At 70.4% G+C, this 16,395-nt stretch carries 19 protein-coding genes; 12 read left to right on the forward strand and 7 right to left on the reverse strand.

Annotated elements, in window-relative coordinates:
• Positions 1 to 1,104: FG-GAP-like repeat-containing protein (locus VJN29_RS05860; protein ID WP_324142650.1), on the reverse strand; the 1,104-nt coding region annotated here is incomplete at its 3' end.
• A gap of 176 nt (positions 1,105 to 1,280) precedes the next feature.
• Here VJN29_RS05860 and dapB point away from each other — a divergent pair.
• A complete protein-coding gene (gene dapB / locus VJN29_RS05865; protein ID WP_324142651.1) occupies positions 1,281 to 2,045 on the forward strand; it encodes a 4-hydroxy-tetrahydrodipicolinate reductase in 765 nt (254 codons plus the stop codon).
• Positions 2,046 to 2,077: 32 nt separating this feature from the next.
• Here dapB and VJN29_RS05870 read toward each other — a convergent pair whose 3' ends face one another.
• From VJN29_RS05870 to VJN29_RS05890, 5 genes are all read right to left on the reverse strand, one after another.
• Positions 2,078 to 2,974, reverse strand: coding sequence for an alpha/beta fold hydrolase (locus VJN29_RS05870; protein ID WP_324142652.1), 897 nt, complete (start codon positions 2,972 to 2,974; stop codon positions 2,078 to 2,080).
• A 246-nt stretch (positions 2,975 to 3,220) separates the two neighbouring features.
• Complete coding sequence (locus tag VJN29_RS05875; protein WP_324142653.1) at positions 3,221 to 3,595, reverse strand: MmcQ/YjbR family DNA-binding protein; 375 nt, start codon at positions 3,593 to 3,595, stop codon at positions 3,221 to 3,223.
• Entirely contained in the window at positions 3,595 to 3,909 is a 315-nt protein-coding gene (locus VJN29_RS05880) for an AzlD domain-containing protein (protein ID WP_324142654.1), read from the reverse strand. Before VJN29_RS05880 ends, VJN29_RS05875 begins: the two co-directional genes overlap by 1 nt.
• Positions 3,906 to 4,673, reverse strand: coding sequence for an AzlC family ABC transporter permease (locus VJN29_RS05885; protein WP_324142655.1), 768 nt, complete (start codon positions 4,671 to 4,673; stop codon positions 3,906 to 3,908). Before VJN29_RS05885 ends, VJN29_RS05880 begins: the two co-directional genes overlap by 4 nt.
• Complete coding sequence (locus VJN29_RS05890) at positions 4,670 to 5,260, reverse strand: GNAT family N-acetyltransferase (protein WP_324142656.1); 591 nt, start codon at positions 5,258 to 5,260, stop codon at positions 4,670 to 4,672. Before VJN29_RS05890 ends, VJN29_RS05885 begins: the two co-directional genes overlap by 4 nt.
• Before the next feature lie 80 nt (positions 5,261 to 5,340).
• Between VJN29_RS05890 and paaA the strand changes: the two genes are divergently transcribed.
• The 11 genes from paaA to VJN29_RS05945 all read left to right on the forward strand — a co-directional run bounded on the left by paaA (position 5,341) and on the right by VJN29_RS05945 (position 14,922).
• On the forward strand, positions 5,341 to 6,384 hold the full coding sequence (paaA, locus tag VJN29_RS05895; RefSeq protein WP_324142657.1) for a 1,2-phenylacetyl-CoA epoxidase subunit PaaA: 1,044 nt from the start codon (positions 5,341 to 5,343) through the stop codon (positions 6,382 to 6,384).
• On the forward strand, positions 6,381 to 6,689 hold the full coding sequence (gene paaB, locus VJN29_RS05900) for a 1,2-phenylacetyl-CoA epoxidase subunit PaaB (RefSeq protein WP_324142658.1): 309 nt from the start codon (positions 6,381 to 6,383) through the stop codon (positions 6,687 to 6,689). The genes paaA and paaB overlap by 4 nt, the downstream gene beginning before the upstream one ends.
• Positions 6,690 to 6,766: 77 nt before the next feature.
• Positions 6,767 to 7,525 carry a 1,2-phenylacetyl-CoA epoxidase subunit PaaC gene (gene paaC, locus VJN29_RS05905; RefSeq protein WP_324142659.1) on the forward strand — a complete coding sequence of 253 codons (759 nt, stop codon included), beginning with the start codon at positions 6,767 to 6,769 and terminating at the stop codon, positions 7,523 to 7,525.
• 5 nt (positions 7,526 to 7,530) lie between these two features.
• Positions 7,531 to 8,040, forward strand: coding sequence for a 1,2-phenylacetyl-CoA epoxidase subunit PaaD (gene paaD / locus VJN29_RS05910; RefSeq protein WP_324142660.1), 510 nt, complete (start codon positions 7,531 to 7,533; stop codon positions 8,038 to 8,040).
• Position 8,041: 1 nt separating this feature from the next.
• Complete coding sequence (gene paaE, locus VJN29_RS05915) at positions 8,042 to 9,163, forward strand: 1,2-phenylacetyl-CoA epoxidase subunit PaaE (RefSeq protein WP_324142661.1); 1,122 nt, start codon at positions 8,042 to 8,044, stop codon at positions 9,161 to 9,163.
• 6 nt (positions 9,164 to 9,169) lie between these two features.
• Positions 9,170 to 9,640, forward strand: coding sequence for a hemerythrin domain-containing protein (locus VJN29_RS05920; protein WP_324142662.1), 471 nt, complete (start codon positions 9,170 to 9,172; stop codon positions 9,638 to 9,640).
• A gap of 133 nt (positions 9,641 to 9,773) precedes the next feature.
• Positions 9,774 to 10,586: a thymidylate synthase gene (locus tag VJN29_RS05925; protein ID WP_324142663.1), complete on the forward strand. Its 813-nt coding sequence runs from the start codon at positions 9,774 to 9,776 to the stop codon at positions 10,584 to 10,586.
• Between the two features lie 29 nt (positions 10,587 to 10,615).
• On the forward strand, positions 10,616 to 11,080 hold the full coding sequence (locus VJN29_RS05930) for a dihydrofolate reductase (protein WP_324142664.1): 465 nt from the start codon (positions 10,616 to 10,618) through the stop codon (positions 11,078 to 11,080).
• Between the two features lie 232 nt (positions 11,081 to 11,312).
• Positions 11,313 to 12,197 carry a 4-hydroxy-tetrahydrodipicolinate synthase gene (dapA, locus tag VJN29_RS05935; protein ID WP_324142665.1) on the forward strand — a complete coding sequence of 295 codons (885 nt, stop codon included), beginning with the start codon at positions 11,313 to 11,315 and terminating at the stop codon, positions 12,195 to 12,197.
• A 65-nt stretch (positions 12,198 to 12,262) separates the two neighbouring features.
• Entirely contained in the window at positions 12,263 to 13,948 is a 1,686-nt protein-coding gene (locus VJN29_RS05940; protein ID WP_324142666.1) for a ribonuclease J, read from the forward strand.
• The gene (locus VJN29_RS05945; RefSeq protein ID WP_324142667.1) at positions 13,945 to 14,922 is read left to right on the forward strand and encodes an endonuclease/exonuclease/phosphatase family protein; all 978 of its coding nucleotides are present in this window, start codon (positions 13,945 to 13,947) and stop codon (positions 14,920 to 14,922) included. The genes VJN29_RS05940 and VJN29_RS05945 overlap by 4 nt, the downstream gene beginning before the upstream one ends.
• 14 nt (positions 14,923 to 14,936) lie before the next feature.
• Here the strand turns inward: VJN29_RS05945 and VJN29_RS05950 are convergent, their stop codons facing one another.
• Entirely contained in the window at positions 14,937 to 16,364 is a 1,428-nt protein-coding gene (locus VJN29_RS05950; RefSeq protein WP_324142668.1) for an aminotransferase class V-fold PLP-dependent enzyme, read from the reverse strand.
• Positions 16,365 to 16,395: the final 31 nt, after the last annotated feature.

The raw sequence follows: 16,395 nt of genomic DNA on the forward strand, positions 1-16,395 counted from the left end.
GAAGTCCCCGGGGCCGATGATGGAGTTGAAGGGGTTCCAGCCCGTACCCACCCGTACACGGGAGCTGGACCAGCCGCCCTTGCCCGTGGTCCGGTACATCCACAGGTAGCCCGTGGCCGGGTCGCGGGCGAGGACGTCGAGTGCGCCGTCACCGCTGAAGTCACCGACCGTCTCCAACGCGCTGAACGGGCCCCAGCCGCTGCCGATTTGGACGTGGGAGGAGATCCGGCCGTCCCCCCGGCCGGCGTAGAGGTGCAGCGTTCCGGTTGCCGTCCACCGAGCGAGGACGTCGTTGTTCCAGTCGCCGTTGAAGTCTGCCGTGGAGTTGGAGAGCGTCGAGGCGGGAATCGGCAGGTCGCTGAACGCATACGTCCCACAGGTCCGGTCGTAGTCCCGGGTGTCGTCGTACCACTGCGAGAGGTACACGCGCCCACCCGAGAAGCTCGCCTGGGTGCACCGGTCCAGAGCCTCGTCGGGGTAGTCCAGCTCCCCGGCCGTCGCCCACACCGGCACGCCCGGGAGCCGCCAGCCGCCGGTGATCTCCTGCCAGCCGTTGGTGAACGAGTAGAGGCCGTAGGCGTAGCCGTTGTCGCGCAGTCCGCGCATCAGTCCCTCGATGACGTAGCGGTTCTCGCGGTACTGGGCGGCATTGCTCGTGGGCCAGGGCTGCGCCGGCCGCGGCTCGACGTCGATCCATACCACCGGCGGCGCCCACCCGACGCGGTCGAGGCTCGCTGCGGCGTAGGTCGCCTCGGCATATCCGACGTTCGACAGCTGGCCGGCCCGCGTGCTCGTCGACCAGGGTCCCTGCGAACCGTAGGTGCTCAGCTGGGCGCTCGTGGGGAAGGCGGCCATCGTGTACCCGTGGGCCGGCTTGCTGCGGTCCTGGACCCAGTCGACCTGGGACGCGAGGCACGGGTTCTCGGTGAACGGCAGGCCCTTCGTCAGGCCCACGATGACGAAGTGGGTGCTCTCCGGGGGCATCGGCAGATCGAAGCCGCCGACGCTCGACGAACACTGCGGCCACGAGATGTCGTGCCCGAGCAGGGGTGCGGCCTGGGCGGGGGGCGCGATGGCGGGTAGCAGCCCGGTCAGCAGCGCCACGGCCGCGAGCGGGGCGAGGAGGATCCTTCGGACGCACCGTACGCTGCTGCGGGCATGACGATCGCGCATGATGACCACTCCCTCGATCTGTTCCAGTGTGCTCCCGGATGGTCGGTCCAGCTGGAGCTTTGGTCCCGAAACACGGACTCCCGGGTCGGCCTCGATAGGGTTTCGCCGTGACGGACATCAAGGTTGCGGTGATCGGCGCGAACGGCCGGATGGGCTCCGAAGCCGTCAAGGCAGTCGGGGCGGCTGAGGGACTGAGGATCGTCGGGACCTACGGCTCGGGTGACGAGCTGGGGGACCTGGGCGGCGCCGACGTCGCTGTCGAGCTGACGGTGCCGGCGGCGTCACCCGACAACGTGGCCCACTGCGTCGACCGGGGAGTCCACGTCGTCGTCGGCACAAGCGGCTGGGACGACGCTCGCCTCGAAGCGCTCCGGCACCAGCTCGAGGCAGCTCCACCCTCCAGCACCGGCACCGGGGTCGGCGTGCTCATCGCGCCGAACTTCGCGATCGGGGCCCTGCTCATGATGTCGTTCGCCGCCAAGGCGGCGGCGTACTTCGAGTCCGTCGAGATCCTCGAACTCCACCACCCGAGCAAGGTCGACGCACCATCCGGGACCGCAGCCCGCACGGCTGCGCTGATCGGGGCCGCGCGTGGCGAGGCGGGCCGGCCCGCCATCCCGGACGCGACCACCCACGATCCTCATGGCGCGCGCGGGGCCGTGCTCAGCGGCATACACGTCCACTCCGTCCGGCTGCGTGGGCTCGTCGCGCACCAGGAGGTTCTCCTCGGCAACGCGGGCGAGCAGCTGACGATCCGTCACGACTCGTTCGACAGGGCCTCGTTCATGCCGGGGGTCCTCGCCGCCGTCCGGGCGGTGGCCGACCACCCCGGTCTCACGGTGGGACTGGAGCGGTACCTCGGCCTCGACTGACCCTCAACCAACACCGGAACGCAGCGCTCCGGTCATCCCAGGGCGGGAATCGCCTCGAACGCCCTCATCACCGCCGCGGGCTGCTCGAAGGCGGGGTCGTCGGCGGCCCCGTCGATGATGTGCAAGGGCCAGCCGTATCGTGCGCTGGCGCGTTGTCCCACGGACAGTGGCGTCTGGCGGTCCTCGCGACCCCAGATGAGCGTGGTCGGCACCGTGATCCTGGCGAGGTCGGCCTCGGGGATCGACCGGGTGCCGAAGGCGGACATGAGGCTGCGCATGGCCGTCTTCTGCTCCCGCGACCTGGCGCCCTCCAGACCCAGCGTCATCAGCGGGTCCCAGTGTGGGCCCAGCCCGTCCTGCAGCTGCGGGACATCGACGAAGCACTGCCGGAAGAAGCGGTCCCGGCTCGTGGGCGTCGGATGCGCGATGAAGGTGGCCAGGGTGATGGCGAACGCCGGGGACGGGCGGAGGCGGCTCAGGCCGTGGGTGTCGACCAGGGCGATGCCACGCAGCCGGCCCGGTCGATCGAGCGCGAAGCGCATCGCGATCGCACCGCCAACCAGGTGGCCGGCCACGTAGGGAGGCGAGGGGCAGGTCTGCTCGATCAGGTCGTCGAGCCAGGACAGCACACGCTCGCGGTCGAGCGGCCCGTCTCCCAGACCGGAGGCGCCGTGGCCAGGCAGATCGGGAGCCACGACCCGATGCGCCGTGGCGAGCGGAGGTATGACGCGCATCCACGTCAGGGCGAACTCACCCGGCCCGTGCAGCAGCACGACAGGAGGGCCCTCGCCCCCGACGAGCACCGCCGTTGGTATTCCGGCCGCGGTCAGGTGCTGCTCGACGAGTGGAGTGGCTGCGATCAGCTGCCGGCGCTCCCGCGCCGCACCGTCGACGACCGGTCCTCCATCACGCGCTGGTTCGCTGCTCATCGGACTCGCCTCCCAAGGGTTTGTCATGCAGCTCGACGCTACGTTCAGGCAGCATCAACCGCGTCGGGAGATGTGCCCATCTGGATGCGCCGGCCATGGGTGGAAATGCCCATGCGCCGCGCAGGGGTGACGAACGCCGCGACCCGGCTTTGGGTCGGCGCAGGCGTCGTCGGCCTGCACGAGGACTGCGCACTCCTGGTGAGGGGTGCTGCCCGTGGAGAGCGAGGCCAGCGCCATTCGGTTGCCCTATCGCGCGGCGTCGGGCAGATCCGCGGCGAGGTCCGCTGGCGCCCGCATGCGCCAGGCATCCGTCACCAGCTCGGCGAGCCGCCCGGTGTCGACCGCCTCGAGACGCAGCATGACGAGTGGCCAGCCGTCGTAGGCGGGGGTGGTGAAGAACAGGGCGGGCTCACCGAGGAGCAGTGCCTGCTTCTCGGCCTCGTCGCCGACGAAGAGGACGGCGATGTCGGTGCGGATCACCCGGCGCCTGCCGGGGCTGCGCTCCGGGTAGGACCACACGAATCCCTTGTCGCCGACCCGGAAGTCGAAGCCGTCGCTCTCGATCTCCACGACGTGGGGCAGGGCGAGCGCGATGCGACGCACCTCGTCCGAGCCAGCCATCACGCCCAGCCGGCGAGGCGCAGGAGCGCCGCGGTCAGGGCGCCGAGTGCGACGACGACGATGAACGGAGCTCTGAGGACCAGCGCCACGATGGCCACGCCGACCGCCGCGACCCTCGCGTCGAGCGTCCAGACGCCACCCGAGCCGGTCAGGGTCTGGATCGCGACCAGCGCGGCGAGGAGCGCGACGGGCAGCGCCGCAGTGACGCGCTTGACGTGCGGCTCGGCCAACAGGTCCGCTGGCACGAGGTAGCCGAGGAGCTTGAGCCCGAACGCGATGGCGGTTGCGATGAGCAGGGCGACCCACATGCTCATGAACGCACCTCCGACTCTCGCCCCGGCTGCGTCGGGCCGTGGCCGCGGTGGGAACCCTCCGGGACGTCCTCGACCTCCGCGGTCGCACGTGGCTCCCGCCACGCGATGAACGCAGCCAGCGCGGCGACGATGACCGGGATGCCGGGCGGCGTGGCGGGGGCGAGCACCACGGCGACCACGGCGGCGACGACGGCGATCGCCACCGAGTCGCGGTTCTTCAGCCGCGGCCAGAGCAGGGCGGTGAACGCGGCGCAGGCGGCCGCATCCAGACCCCACGCCTTCGGGTCCCCGAGGGCGTTGCCCACGAGGGCGCCGACCAGCGTGGTGAGGTTCCACAACGCGAAGACCGTCAGACCGGTCAGCCAGAACCCCAGGCGAGCGGCCCTGACGTGCGACTGTGACACCGCCACCGCGGTGGACTCGTCGATGGTGATGTGCGCAGCGGCGAGCCGCCGGATTCCTCTCACCCCGAGCAGCTGGGTCAGCTCCAGCGCATAGAGCCCGTTTCGCACGCCGAGGAGCGATGACGCGGCGATCGCGGCGGGGGCTGCCTGCAGGCCGGCCGAGATGATCCCGATGAAGGCGAACTGGGAACCGCCGGTGAACATCAGCAGGGAGAGTGCGCAGGTCTGCCACACGTCGAGGCCGGCAGAGACCGCCAAGGCGCCGAAGCTGATGCCGTAGGCGCCCGTCGCGATGCCGACGGACAGGGCTTCCCGGGTGACGAGGCGACGCTCCTCCGTGGTGAGGGCCTCTGACCTCACGCCGCCTCCAGCGAAGCAGAGAGGCGGAGCTCCTTGGCGGTCTCGCCGTCGGGGCCCACCACGCGCTCCCGGTTCGCGCCGTCCGGGCCGAGTCCAGCCGCGACGAGGAACTCGCGCACCGCGCCAGCGGAGGCCAGGGCCCACGCAGTCAGCCGGTCGCGTCCCCGGGCCCGGGCGGTGTCGACGACGGCATGGAGCAGGCGGGAGCCGTGGCCCTGGCGGCGTGCGTCCGGATGAACGGCGAGCACGAGCAGCTCGGCGGTGCTGTCGTCGGCATCGGGGTCGCTCGAGGCTCCCACCGCGGCCAAGCCGACGACCTGCTCACCCGCACACGCGACGAGGAGCACGCCGTCGTCCGCGGCCGCACCCTCGAGCGTCGTCCGCCACGCGCTCGCGAACGCCTGGGGCTGGAACTGGGCGACGACCTCGGGAGCCAGCAGAGCGGCATACGCCTCCCGGAACACGACCGCCTGCACGAACCCCACGGCGGGGGCGTCGGAGACTCGGGCCACCCGGACGCTCGCGTCGGCGAGGGGGCCGGGCGGGTGGTCGTGTCCGTGATGGACGGGCTGGTGCGGCTGGCTCATCACAGCATCGTCTCAGGCGCTCCGCGGGTCCGAGAAAGGCCACTTTGGTGCGACTGGCGCCCATCTCGCATACTGGACGCATGTATGGCAACGACGTCATCGACCCGAACGAGCCGTTGAACGCGGCGGAGACGGGCGCCTACGACGAGGCTCTCGCGCACGAGGACCGCCGAGAGCAGGTCGGGGGTGACTTCGATGCGCTCATCACCGCCGATCAGCGGATCGAGCCCCGCGACGCGATGCCGGAGGAGTACCGGCAGACGCTGATCCGTCAGATCGCCCAGCACGCCCACTCCGAGATCATCGGCATGCAGCCCGAGGGCAACTGGATCACCCGCGCGCCCTCGCTCCGACGCAAGGCCATCCTCATCGCCAAGGTCCAGGACGAGGCGGGGCACGGCCTCTACCTCTACAGCGCTGCCGAGACGCTCGGCGTCGACCGCGCCGAGCTGCTCGACCGGCTGCACAACGGCAAGCAGAAGTACTCGTCGATCTTCAACTACCCGACGCTGACGTGGGCCGACTGCGGCGCCATCGGCTGGCTCGTCGACGGTGCCGCGATCATGAACCAGGTGCCGCTGTGCCGGTGCTCCTACGGCCCCTACGCGCGAGCCATGATCCGCGTGTGCAAGGAGGAGTCGTTCCACCAGCGCCAGGGCTTCGAGATCCTCTGGAACCTCATGCGCGGCACCGAGGCGCAGCAGGCCATGGCCCAGGACGCGGCCAACCGCTGGTGGTGGCCGGCCCTGATGATGTTCGGCCCACCGGACACCGGTGAGGCCGCCAAGGGCGGACACACGGCCCAGTCGATGGCGTGGGGGATCAAGCGGTTCAGCAACGACGACCTGCGCCAGAAGTTCGTCGACATGATGGTCCCGCAGGCCGAGAAGCTCGGCATCGTGCTGCCCGACCCGGAGCTGAGGTGGAACGAGGAGCGCGGCCACTACGACTTCGGGCCCATCGACTGGGACGAGTTCTGGCGGGTGCTGCGCGGTGACGGACCGTGCAACGCCGAGCGGATCGTCCACCGCCGCCGCGCCCACGAGGAGGGTGCCTGGGTGCGCGAGGCTGCCAACGCCTATGCCCGCAAGCACGCCGACGAGCTGAAGGGAAGTGCCGCGTGAGCGAACCCGTCTCCGGGACCACCGAGCGGAGCTGGCCACTCTGGGAGGTGTTCGTGCGCGGCAAGCGAGGGCTCTCGCACGCCCACGTCGGCTCGCTCCACGCGCCGGACGCCCAGATGGCGCTGCGCAACGGTCGCGACGTCTACACCCGCCGCCAGGAGGGCGTCTCGATCTGGGTCGTCCGTGCCTCGGACATCGTCGCGAGCAGTCCGGAGGAGAAGGACTCGTTCTTCGATCCCGCGGCCGACAAGGTCTACCGGCACCCGTCGTTCTACGAGGTGCCCGAGGACGTCGAGTACCTATGAGCGCCGACCGGAGTGGGGACACGAGCGAGGAACGAGCGAGGCCCGGAGCGGACGGAAGGGGCGCGACAGAGGGTGTGATGCCCGAAAGCTCCTCTGCCGCATACCTGCTCGGACTGGCTGACGATGCGATGGTCTACGCGCAGCGGCTGGGCGAGTGGATGACCAACGCCCCGCAGCTCGAGGAGGACATGGCGCTCGGCAACGTCGCGCTCGACCTCCTCGGACACGCCCGCGGCCTCTACCCCTACGTCGGGAGGCTGGACGGCACCGGGCGGAGCGAGGACGACTTCGCGATGATGCGGGACGAGCGGGAGTGGCGCAACGTCCACCTCGTCGAGCAGGAGCGGGGTGACTTCGGGCAGGAGATGGCGCGGTTGCTGTGGTTCTCCGCGTACCAGAAGCAGTTGTATGCCGCTCTGCTCGCTTCCAGCGACGGCGTCCTCGCCGGGGTGGCCGGCAAGGCGCTCAAGGAGGTGCGCTACCACTTCGACCACGCGGCCCAGTGGGTCGTGCGGCTCGGTGACGGCACCGATGAGTCGCACCGCCGGATGCAGGCGGGCCTGGAATGGGTGTTGCCCTACCTCGCCGAGATCTTCGACGACGATGACGCGTCCATGGCGGCCGCGCAGGCCGGCATCGGGGTGCTGCCCTCGTCCCTGCACGACCCGGTCGTCGCCGCCGTGGGTGCCGTGGTCCGGCAGGCGACCCTGACTCTGCCGGACGGCCCGACGTGGCGCTCCCGGGGCGGACGTGCCGGGATCCACTCGACGCCGATGGGATACCTGCTCGCCGAGATGCAGCACATCGCGCGCTCTCACCCCGGTGCGACATGGTGATCGGGATGCCGACCCTGTCAACGGAATCCCCTGTGGCCGAGGCGATCTCACGGATCCCCGACCCGGAGATCCCGGTCATCACCATCGCCGACCTCGGCATCCTGCGCGACCTGGAGGTCGACGAGGACGCCCGCGCGCTCGTGGTGACGATCACCCCGACCTACTCCGGCTGCCCCGCGATGGCGGCGATCACCGACCGGATCACCTGGGAGGCCGAGGCCCATGGCTATCGAGCCGAGGTGCGGACCCAGCTGTCCCCGGCGTGGACGACCGACTGGATGACCGAGGAGGGTCGCGCCGCGCTCGAGGGCTTCGGCATCGCGCCGCCCGGGCCGGTCTCCGATGGGGAGGGCCGTGGTCCCGTCGCCGTCCAGCTCCAGCGGCACGTCGTCAGCTGTCCGCAGTGCGGCTCGGACGACACCACGGAGATCGCCCACTTCGGTTCCACCGCGTGCAAGGCCCTGCGCCGGTGCAACGCGTGCGGTGAGCCCTTCGACGAGTTCAAGGCCATCTGAGATGACCGACCTCACGACCGAGGGCGCTCCCGCTCGCCACCGGGCGCGCTTCCACGACCTGACCGTGGCCGACGTCGAGCGCCTGACCGACGAGTCCGTCGCCATCACGTTCGCCGTCCCGCCCGAGCTCGCGGACGAGTACCGGTTCGAGCCGGGCCAGCACCTCACCGTGCGCGCCACCATCAACGGCGAGGAGGTCCGGCAGTCCTACTCGATCTGTCAGTCGCGCGCGAGGGCAGGGGCGACCCGCACCCTGCGCGTCGCCGCCGCGCGGGTCCCTGAGGGACGGATGTCGAACTGGCTCAACGACGTCGTGGCCACCGGGGATGTTCTCGAGGTCATGACCCCGTTGGGCAGCTTCACGTGCGCAACCCGGCCCAGCGGCATACGGCATCACGTGGCGATTGCGGCGGGATCCGGGATCACGCCAGTGATGTCCCTGCTCTCGACGGCGCTCGAGGAGGAGCCACGCTCACGCGTGACGCTGCTCTACGGCAACCGGAGGACGAGCTCGATCATGTTCCTCGAGGAGCTCGAGGACCTCAAGAACCGCTTCCCGGGACGCTTCCACCTGGTCAACGTCCTCTCCCGCGAGGCGCAGGACGTCGAGCTCTTCAGTGGGCGGCTCGACCGGGAGCGGCTTGAGCGGATCTTCGCCGCGCTCGTGCCGATCGAGTCCGCGGACGAGTGGTACCTCTGCGGACCCTTCGGGATGGTGACCGCGGCCGAGGCCCTGCTCACGGAACGGGGCGTCCATCCGCGCCACATCCACCACGAGATCTTCCACGTCGACGACGGCACCGAGCCGAAGCGGAAGGTCGTCATCGACGAGGGCGCGCCGCCCGAGGCGACGGTGACGGTCAACCTCGACGGGCGCACGACCGTGGTCCCCATGCCGAGCCGGGACGAGACGATCCTCGACGCGACGCTCCGCCTGCGGCCCGATGCCCCCTTCTCGTGCACCAACGGCGTCTGCGGCACGTGCCGGGCGAGGCTGGTCTCCGGCGAGGTACGGATGGACCGCAACTACGCACTCGAGCCGGACGAGGTCGCGGCAGGCCTGGTGCTCACCTGCCAGAGCCACCCGGTGACCGACGACGTCTCGCTCGACTACGACGCCTGAGCCGACGTGACTGACCGCGAGACGGCAAGGGTCGTCGCATGGAGCGAGGAGCTGCGCCGGGTTCATGCCCGCCTTCGTGAGGCCCTGGACGTGACCCGGGACGCGTTGCAGGAGGGGACGGGCGCGGCAGACGTCTCACAGGACCTGCTGCTCCACTGCCATGGCTTCTGCGCCGCGCTCGACGGCCACCACCAGGGCGAGGACCGCACGCTGTTCCCGGCCATCGAGGCGGCGCACCGGCAGCTGGCGCCCGTGCTCAGGGCGCTCGAGCACGACCACTCGATGATCGCGCACCTGCTGGGCGAGCTTCGTGCTGCCATCGATCGGGCCGCGCCGCCCGAGGAGCTGCACAGCCACCTCGAGGGCGTCGCAGCGATCATGGAAAGCCATTTCCGGTATGAGGAGCGCCAGCTCCTCACCGTCTTGGAGACCCTCGAGCTTCGCGCCGAAGCGGCGGAGGTTCTCGGACCGCTGTGATCCGGGCGCGACTCCACAGGTCGGCCCGGTTTCGATCTGGATGGGCTGGAAGAGTGGGTCGCGGGGGAGCCGGCCGAGTGGTATCCGGCCCCACCTCCTCGGTTGTGACACCGGGGCGAACTACGCTGCCTGTGTGCGGCAGTACCTCGATCTCCTCGACCACGTCCTGACCCACGGCCAGGAGAAGTCCGACCGGACCGGGACCGGGACGCTCAGCGTCTTCGGCCACCAGATGCGCTTCGACCTCGCGGACGGCTTCCCCGCGATGACGACCAAGAGGCTGCACCTGCGCTCGATCATCGGCGAGCTGCTGTGGTTCCTCCGGGGTGACACCAACGTGCGGTGGCTCCAGGAGCGCGGCATCTCGATCTGGGACGAGTGGGCCGACAAGGACGGCAACCTCGGGCCGATCTACGGGTACCAGTGGCGCTCGTGGCCGACGCCGGACGGGCGCCGCGTCGACCAGATCGCCAAGGTCATCGAGCAGATCCGCACCAATCCGGACTCCCGGCGCCTCATCGTCTCGGCCTGGAACGTCGCGGATGTCGACGACATGGCGCTGCCGCCGTGCCACACGCTGTTCCAGTTCTACGTCTCACCTCCCGGCGCTGATGGCGAGCGGCGCCTCTCCTGCCAGCTCTACCAGCGCAGCGCCGACGTCTTCCTCGGTGTGCCGTTCAACATCGCGAGCTATGCGCTGCTGACGCAGATGGTCGCCCAGCTGACCGACCTGCAGCCCGGTGAGTTCGTCCACACGCTGGGCGATGCCCACCTCTACCTCAACCACCTCGAGCAGGCGCGGCTCCAGCTGGCGCGCACCCCGCACCCGCTGCCGACCATGCGCATCACCCCCGGCAGGACGAGCATCGACGAGTTCGACCTGGACGACTTCGAGCTCGTCGACTACGTCGCGGAGCCGAGCATCCGCGCCCCGATCGCTGTCTGAGCCGGGGCAGGTGCTGCCACAGTGGCTCCATGACGAACGTGACGATGATCGCGGCCGTAGGGCGCAATGGCGTGATCGGTGACGGCTCCTCGATGCCGTGGCACATCTCCGAGGACCTCAAGTTCTTCAAGCGCACGACGATGGGCCACCCGATGATCATGGGCCGGCGCACGTTCGAGGCGATGGGCGTGCTGCGTGGCCGCCGGAGCATCGTGATGACCCGGCGGGAGGACTGGCGCCACGCGGACGTCGAGACCGCGCACTCGCTCGCCGAGGCCCTGAGCCTCGCCGGCCCTGCCGACGAGGTGTTCATCGTGGGCGGCGGCGAGGTCTACCGGGAAGCGATGCCGTATGCCGCTCGCCTCGTCATCACCGAGGTCGACCAGTCCCCGGACGGCTCGGTGACCTTTCCCGAGATCGACCAGACACAGTGGCAGGAGACCGAGCGCGAGTCGCGCGACGGGTTTGCGTGGGTCACCTACGTCCGCCGCTGACAGCCCGCCAGAGATTCGCCCGAACGGTGTAACGCTGCCGCCGGCCGCGCGATGGTAGGGGTGGCGAGGCACTACTCGGACCCCCGAGCGAGTAGTGCCTCGCTTCGTGCGCTCAGGCACGTCCTGATCGAGTGAACAGCTTTCGGGCGGGTTCGAGCCCGAATGTTGTCCACTCGATCGGGGGTGGGCGCCGCATGGAAGGACGGGAACCAGCGGGCGCTAACCTTGCCCCATGGCAGACGCACCCCGGCTAGGACGTGTCCTCTCGGCGATGGTGACGCCGATGCGGGCGGACGGATCAGTCGACCTGGACTCCGCCCAGCGATTGGCGGCGCACCTGGTCGACCAGGGCCACGACGGCATCATCGTGTCCGGGACGACGGGCGAGTCGCCGACGACCACGGCTGCCGAGAAGGAGGACCTGCTCAGGGCCGTCATCGGCGCTGTCGGTGACCGGGCCGTGATCGTCGCAGGCGCGGGCAGCAACGACACCACCAAGAGCGTCGAGTCAGTGCGCGTCGCCGAGAAGGTCGGAGCCGACGCGGTCCTCGCCGTCACGCCGTACTACAACAAGCCGCCGCAGTCTGGCCTGGTCGCCCACTTCATCGCACTCGCTGACGCGAGCGACCTGCCGGTCATGGTCTACGACATTCCCGGTCGATCCGGCATCGCCATCGCCCGCGAGACGTACCTGCAGATAGCCGAGCACGAGCGCATCGTCGCCGTGAAGGACGCCCGTGCCGACCTGTGGCTCGCCAGCCAGCTCATGGAGGCGACCGGCCTCGACTGGTACTCCGGCGACGACGCGATGAACCTGGCCCACTTCGTCAACGGCGGCGTCGGATTCGTCGGCGTCACCTCGCAGACCTGCCCCGCGGTCTACCGGCGCTTCGCCGACGCTGTCGTGGAAGGGAGCTGGGACGATGCCCGCGCCATCCACCGGTCGCTTCACGCCATGGTGGACGCCGTCATGAACGTCACCCAGGGCGCCATCATGGCGAAGGCGGCCCTGGCCGAGCAGGGCCTCATCGAGTCCGCCATGGTGCGGCTCCCGCTCGTCGAGGCGACCCCCGAGCAGCGGCAGGTCGTTCGCTCCGCTCTGGCCACGGTCGCCTGACCAGTGCGCCCCCACCGCTGGCCCAGCCAGCTCGCCTGACCTCGCACCCGACCGACAGGAACCCTGTGAGCCACCCTCACCCCGAGCTGACCGAACCGCCCGCACTGCCCAGCAACGGCCTGCGCGTCGTCGCCCTGGGTGGGCTCGGCGAGATCGGCCGGAACATGACCGTCCTCGAAACCCAGGGCCGGCTGCTCGTCATCGACTGCGGCGTGCTCTTCCCCGAGGACCACCACCCGGGGGTCGACCTGATCCTGCCCGACTTCTCCTACCTGGAGGACCGTCTCGGCGACATCGAGGCCATCGTCCTCACGCACGGGCACGAGGACCACATCGGAGCCGTCCCCTACCTGCTCCGCCTCAAGGAGGACATCCCGCTCATCGGCTCGACCCTGACCCTGGCGCTCGTCGAGGCCAAGCTCAAGGAGCACCGCCTCCGGCCCTTCACGCTGGCCGTTGCCGAGGGGCAGCGCGAGCGGGTCGGTGCCTTCGACCTCGAGTTCGTGGCGGTGAACCACTCGATTCCCGACGCACTCGCCGTGTTCGTGCGCACCCGGGCCGGCAACCTGCTCCACACCGGCGACTTCAAGATGGACCAGCTGCCACTGGATGGTCGGATCACCGACCTGCGCGCCTTCGCCCGACTGGGGGAGGAGGGTGTCGACCTGTTCCTCACCGACTCGACGAATGCCGACATGCCGGGCTTCACCACCCCTGAGCTCGAGATCGCGCCGGCGATCGACAAGGTCTTCCGGCATGCCGAGCGGCGCATCATCGTCGCCTGCTTCAGCAGCCACGTCCACCGGGTCCAGCAGGTGCTCGACGCGGCCGAGAAGGCCGGACGCAAGGTCGCCTTCGTCGGCCGCTCGATGATCCGCAACATGGGGATCGCCTCCGATCTCGGCTTCCTGCACGTGCCCGACGGCATCCTCGTGGACGCCAAGCGCTTCGGCGACCTCCCTGACGACAAGCTGGTGCTCGTCAGCACCGGGTCGCAGGGTGAGCCGATGGCGGCGCTGTCCCGGATGGCCAACGGTGACCACCGCATCAACGTCGGAGCCGGCGACACCGTCCTGCTCGCCAGCAGCCTCATTCCCGGCAACGAGAACGCCGTGTACCGGGTCATCAACGGCCTCATGCGCCTCGGTGCGAACGTCGTGCACAAGGGAAACGCCAAGGTGCACGTCTCGGGCCACGCCAGTGCGGGCGAGCTGCTCTACTGCTACAACATCGTGCGACCCCGCAACGTCATGCCGGTGCACGGGGAGTGGCGCCACATGTACGCCAACGCCCAGCTCGCCATCCAGACGGGCGTGCCGGAGCAGAACGTCGTCCTCGCCGAGGACGGCGTCGTGGTCGACCTCGTCAACGGACAGGCCTCGATCACTGGAGTCGTGGACTGCGGCTACATCTACGTCGACGGGACCAACATCGGCGGCGCGGACGAGGCGCTGCTCAAGGACCGTCGCATCCTGCGGGACGAGGGCTTCATCACGTGCATCGTCGTGCTCGACGCCGCGACCGGGAAGATCGCGTCCGGGCCGGAGATCACGGCGCGGGGCTTCGTCGAGGACCAGGAGATCTTCCGACAGGTGATCCCCAAGGTCGAGCGGGCGGTCGAGGAGGCCGTCGCCAACGGTGTTCGTGATGACCAGCAGCTCCAGCAGGTCATCCGGCGGGCCGTGGGCTCCTGGGTGGGCGGCAAGGTCCGCCGGCGCCCGATGATCATCCCCGTCGTCCTCCAGGCGTGACCAGGTCCGAGGTGCGTCCGAGGTGGCGCTGGGCCGACCTCGGTATCGCGGCTGTCCTCGTTGTCCTCGCGGTGGTCGGCGCCGCGCGTTGGCTCGACACGACGGCCCGGCCGGTCATCGTGCTGCAGACCGCCGGCCCGTTCGTCGCGATCGGCCTCCTCGGCCTCCTCGTCGCGACTGCCGTGCTGCGGCGGTGGTGGATGCTGCTGCCGGTGACCGTGGCCGTCGTCGTCGCGGCGACCATCGCGCTCCCGGGATGGTTCGCCCACACGTCGCCAGGGGCGCCACGTGAGCTCACGGTCATGACGATCAATCTCTACTTCGGCAGGGCGGATCCGGACCAGGTGGCGGAGGCAGTACGGGCGCACTCCGTCGACGTCCTCGTGGCCACCGAGCTCACGCCGGAGGCAGAGCTGGCGCTGGACGCGTCCGGGCTCGACGAGTGGTTCATCGAGCGGGCGGGGGAGGCGCGCCCGGACTCCTCCGACGGCACCATGGTCTACTCGCGTTTCCCGATCACCGAGGTCACTGGTACCGACCCGGTCGACGCGTACACGCCGAGCGTCCAGCCGGAGGTCATCGTGGACGTCAGCGGCACACCGGTGCGGGTCAAGGCCGTGCACGTCACGGCGCCAACGCATGAAGGCGAGCAGTGGCGCGCGGGACTGCGTGCCCTGGCCACGTGGCGCGACCGCCAGGGCGAGCAGGCAACCGTGCTCGTCGGCGACTTCAACGCGAGCCAAGGGCATCCCGCCTTCCGCAGTCTCGTGGAGGAGGGTCTGGAGGACGCACACCGCGTGGCCGGGTTGGGCTGGGTCCGGGCGTGGCCATTCGGCGGCCGCCGGGTGCCGCCCTACGTCCAGCTCGACCACCTGCTCACCCGCGGGTTGAGCGTCATCGAGGCGGGACAGGTCGCCATCCACGGCACGGACCACGCCATCATCTGGGGTGCCTACTCGCTGCCGAGCCGCTGACCGACTGCCCCGGTTTACCAGGGCCGGGCCACCTCACGGTCGCGCGGGTCGTTGCCCGAAACCACCCAACCGGTGTCGCCGCGCGACCACGTGGCTGCGGGTCCGGCTTCGACGAGCTCGCGCACCGCGCCGATGAGTCGGTCCACCGCTTCGACTGTCGTGCCGAGGCCGATGCTGGCGCGCACGGCGGTCGCGAGCCCGCCGCCGGGCAAGGTGTCGCCCGTGACTCTCGCGTCGGCCAGCAGGTCATCGACGAGCAGGTGGGCGCAGAACCTCCCGTCCCGCACGCCGATGCCGTGCTCGACCGAGAGGACCTGCGAGACGAGGGACGGCTCGAGACCTCGGACCGTGAACGCCACCACGCCCACCCGGTCGTGGCCGTCGCCGAAGGCCGACAGCTGCTCGACCCCCTCGATCGACCGCAACCCGTTGCGCAGCCGCGCCAGCAGGCGCGCCTCGTGCGCCTCGATCGCCTCGCGGTGGCGGGCGATCGTCGCGCAGGCGGCTGCCAGGGCAATCGCCCCGATGACGTTGGGGCTGCCGCCCTCGTGCCGCGCCGGCCCGGTCGCCCAGCTCGTCCCGTGCTCGCCGACCGTGCGGGTCGCGCCGCCGCCGCGCAGGTACGGCGTGCCGGCGTCAAGCCAGTCGGACCGCCCCGCAAGCACGCCGGCGCCGAACGGTGCATAGGTCTTGTGCCCCGAGAACGCGACGTAGTCGACGTCCCATCCGGCAAGGTCGATGGGCCGGTGCCCCGACAGCTGCGCGGCGTCGACCGCGATCCGGGCGCCGTGGACGCGTGCGACCCGGGCGAGTTCCTCGATCGGCCACACCTCGCCCGTGACGTTGGACGCAGCCGTGACGACGACAAGTCGCTCACCGTCACGATCCACCGAGCGGGCTCGGGCGAGCGCCGCGCCCAGAAGGGAGCGGGCCTCCTCGACGCTGCGCGGCACGGGAAGCCGGACGGTGCGGTCGTCACCCCAGGGCAGCAGGGTCGAGTGGTGCTCGGACGCGAAGACGAAGACCGTCGTCGCGGCCGGCAGTGCCGACGAGAGCAGCGCCCACGAGTCGGTCGTCGTCCGCGTGAAGACGACCGAGTCGTCGGCCCGGGCCCCCACGAACTCGGCCACCTGTGCACGGGCCTGCTCGTACCAGGCACTCGTCAGCCGGGACGCATGGCCCGCCCCTCGGTGGACCGAGGCGTAGGTCTCCAGCGCACGGTCGACGGCTTCCTTGGCGGCGACCAGTGCGGGTGTCGAGGCAGCGTGGTCCAGGTTTGCGTAGGTCGTGCCCCCCGACAGGGTCGGCACCTGCAGCTCGGCGCCGACGACGGCAGGCAGGGCCGGCCCTTCTGTCCGTGCGCTCTCGACTCGGGGACGGCTGTGCAGCAAGGGTGCCGGGGCACTGCAGGTGGACGTGGGGGTACTCGGAATGACGGACATGCAGTGGCTCCTGGGGTCGGGGACCCACCGG

Source organism: Intrasporangium sp., assembly GCF_035280925.1.
In the GTDB taxonomy this organism is placed as follows: domain Bacteria; phylum Actinomycetota; class Actinomycetes; order Actinomycetales; family Dermatophilaceae; genus Intrasporangium.

Bases quoted from the DNA above. Each gene is read 5' to 3' on its own strand.
- VJN29_RS05890 (WP_324142656.1), bottom strand. From the start codon at position 5,260: ATGAGCCAGCCGCACCAGCCCGTCCATCACGGACACGACCACCCGCCC.
- VJN29_RS05950 (WP_324142668.1), bottom strand. From the start codon at position 16,364: ATGTCCGTCATTCCGAGTACCCCCACGTCCACCTGCAGTGCCCCGGCA.
- paaA (WP_324142657.1), top strand. From the start codon at position 5,341: ATGTATGGCAACGACGTCATCGACCCGAACGAGCCGTTGAACGCGGCG.
- paaD (WP_324142660.1), top strand. From the start codon at position 7,531: ATGCCGACCCTGTCAACGGAATCCCCTGTGGCCGAGGCGATCTCACGG.
- paaE (WP_324142661.1), top strand. From the start codon at position 8,042: ATGACCGACCTCACGACCGAGGGCGCTCCCGCTCGCCACCGGGCGCGC.
- VJN29_RS05875 (WP_324142653.1), bottom strand. From the start codon at position 3,595: ATGGCTGGCTCGGACGAGGTGCGTCGCATCGCGCTCGCCCTGCCCCAC.
- VJN29_RS05880 (WP_324142654.1), bottom strand. From the start codon at position 3,909: ATGAGCATGTGGGTCGCCCTGCTCATCGCAACCGCCATCGCGTTCGGG.
- dapA (WP_324142665.1), top strand. From the start codon at position 11,313: ATGGCAGACGCACCCCGGCTAGGACGTGTCCTCTCGGCGATGGTGACG.
- paaC (WP_324142659.1), top strand. From the start codon at position 6,767: ATGCCCGAAAGCTCCTCTGCCGCATACCTGCTCGGACTGGCTGACGAT.
- VJN29_RS05870 (WP_324142652.1), bottom strand. From the start codon at position 2,974: ATGAGCAGCGAACCAGCGCGTGATGGAGGACCGGTCGTCGACGGTGCG.
- VJN29_RS05930 (WP_324142664.1), top strand. From the start codon at position 10,616: ATGACGAACGTGACGATGATCGCGGCCGTAGGGCGCAATGGCGTGATC.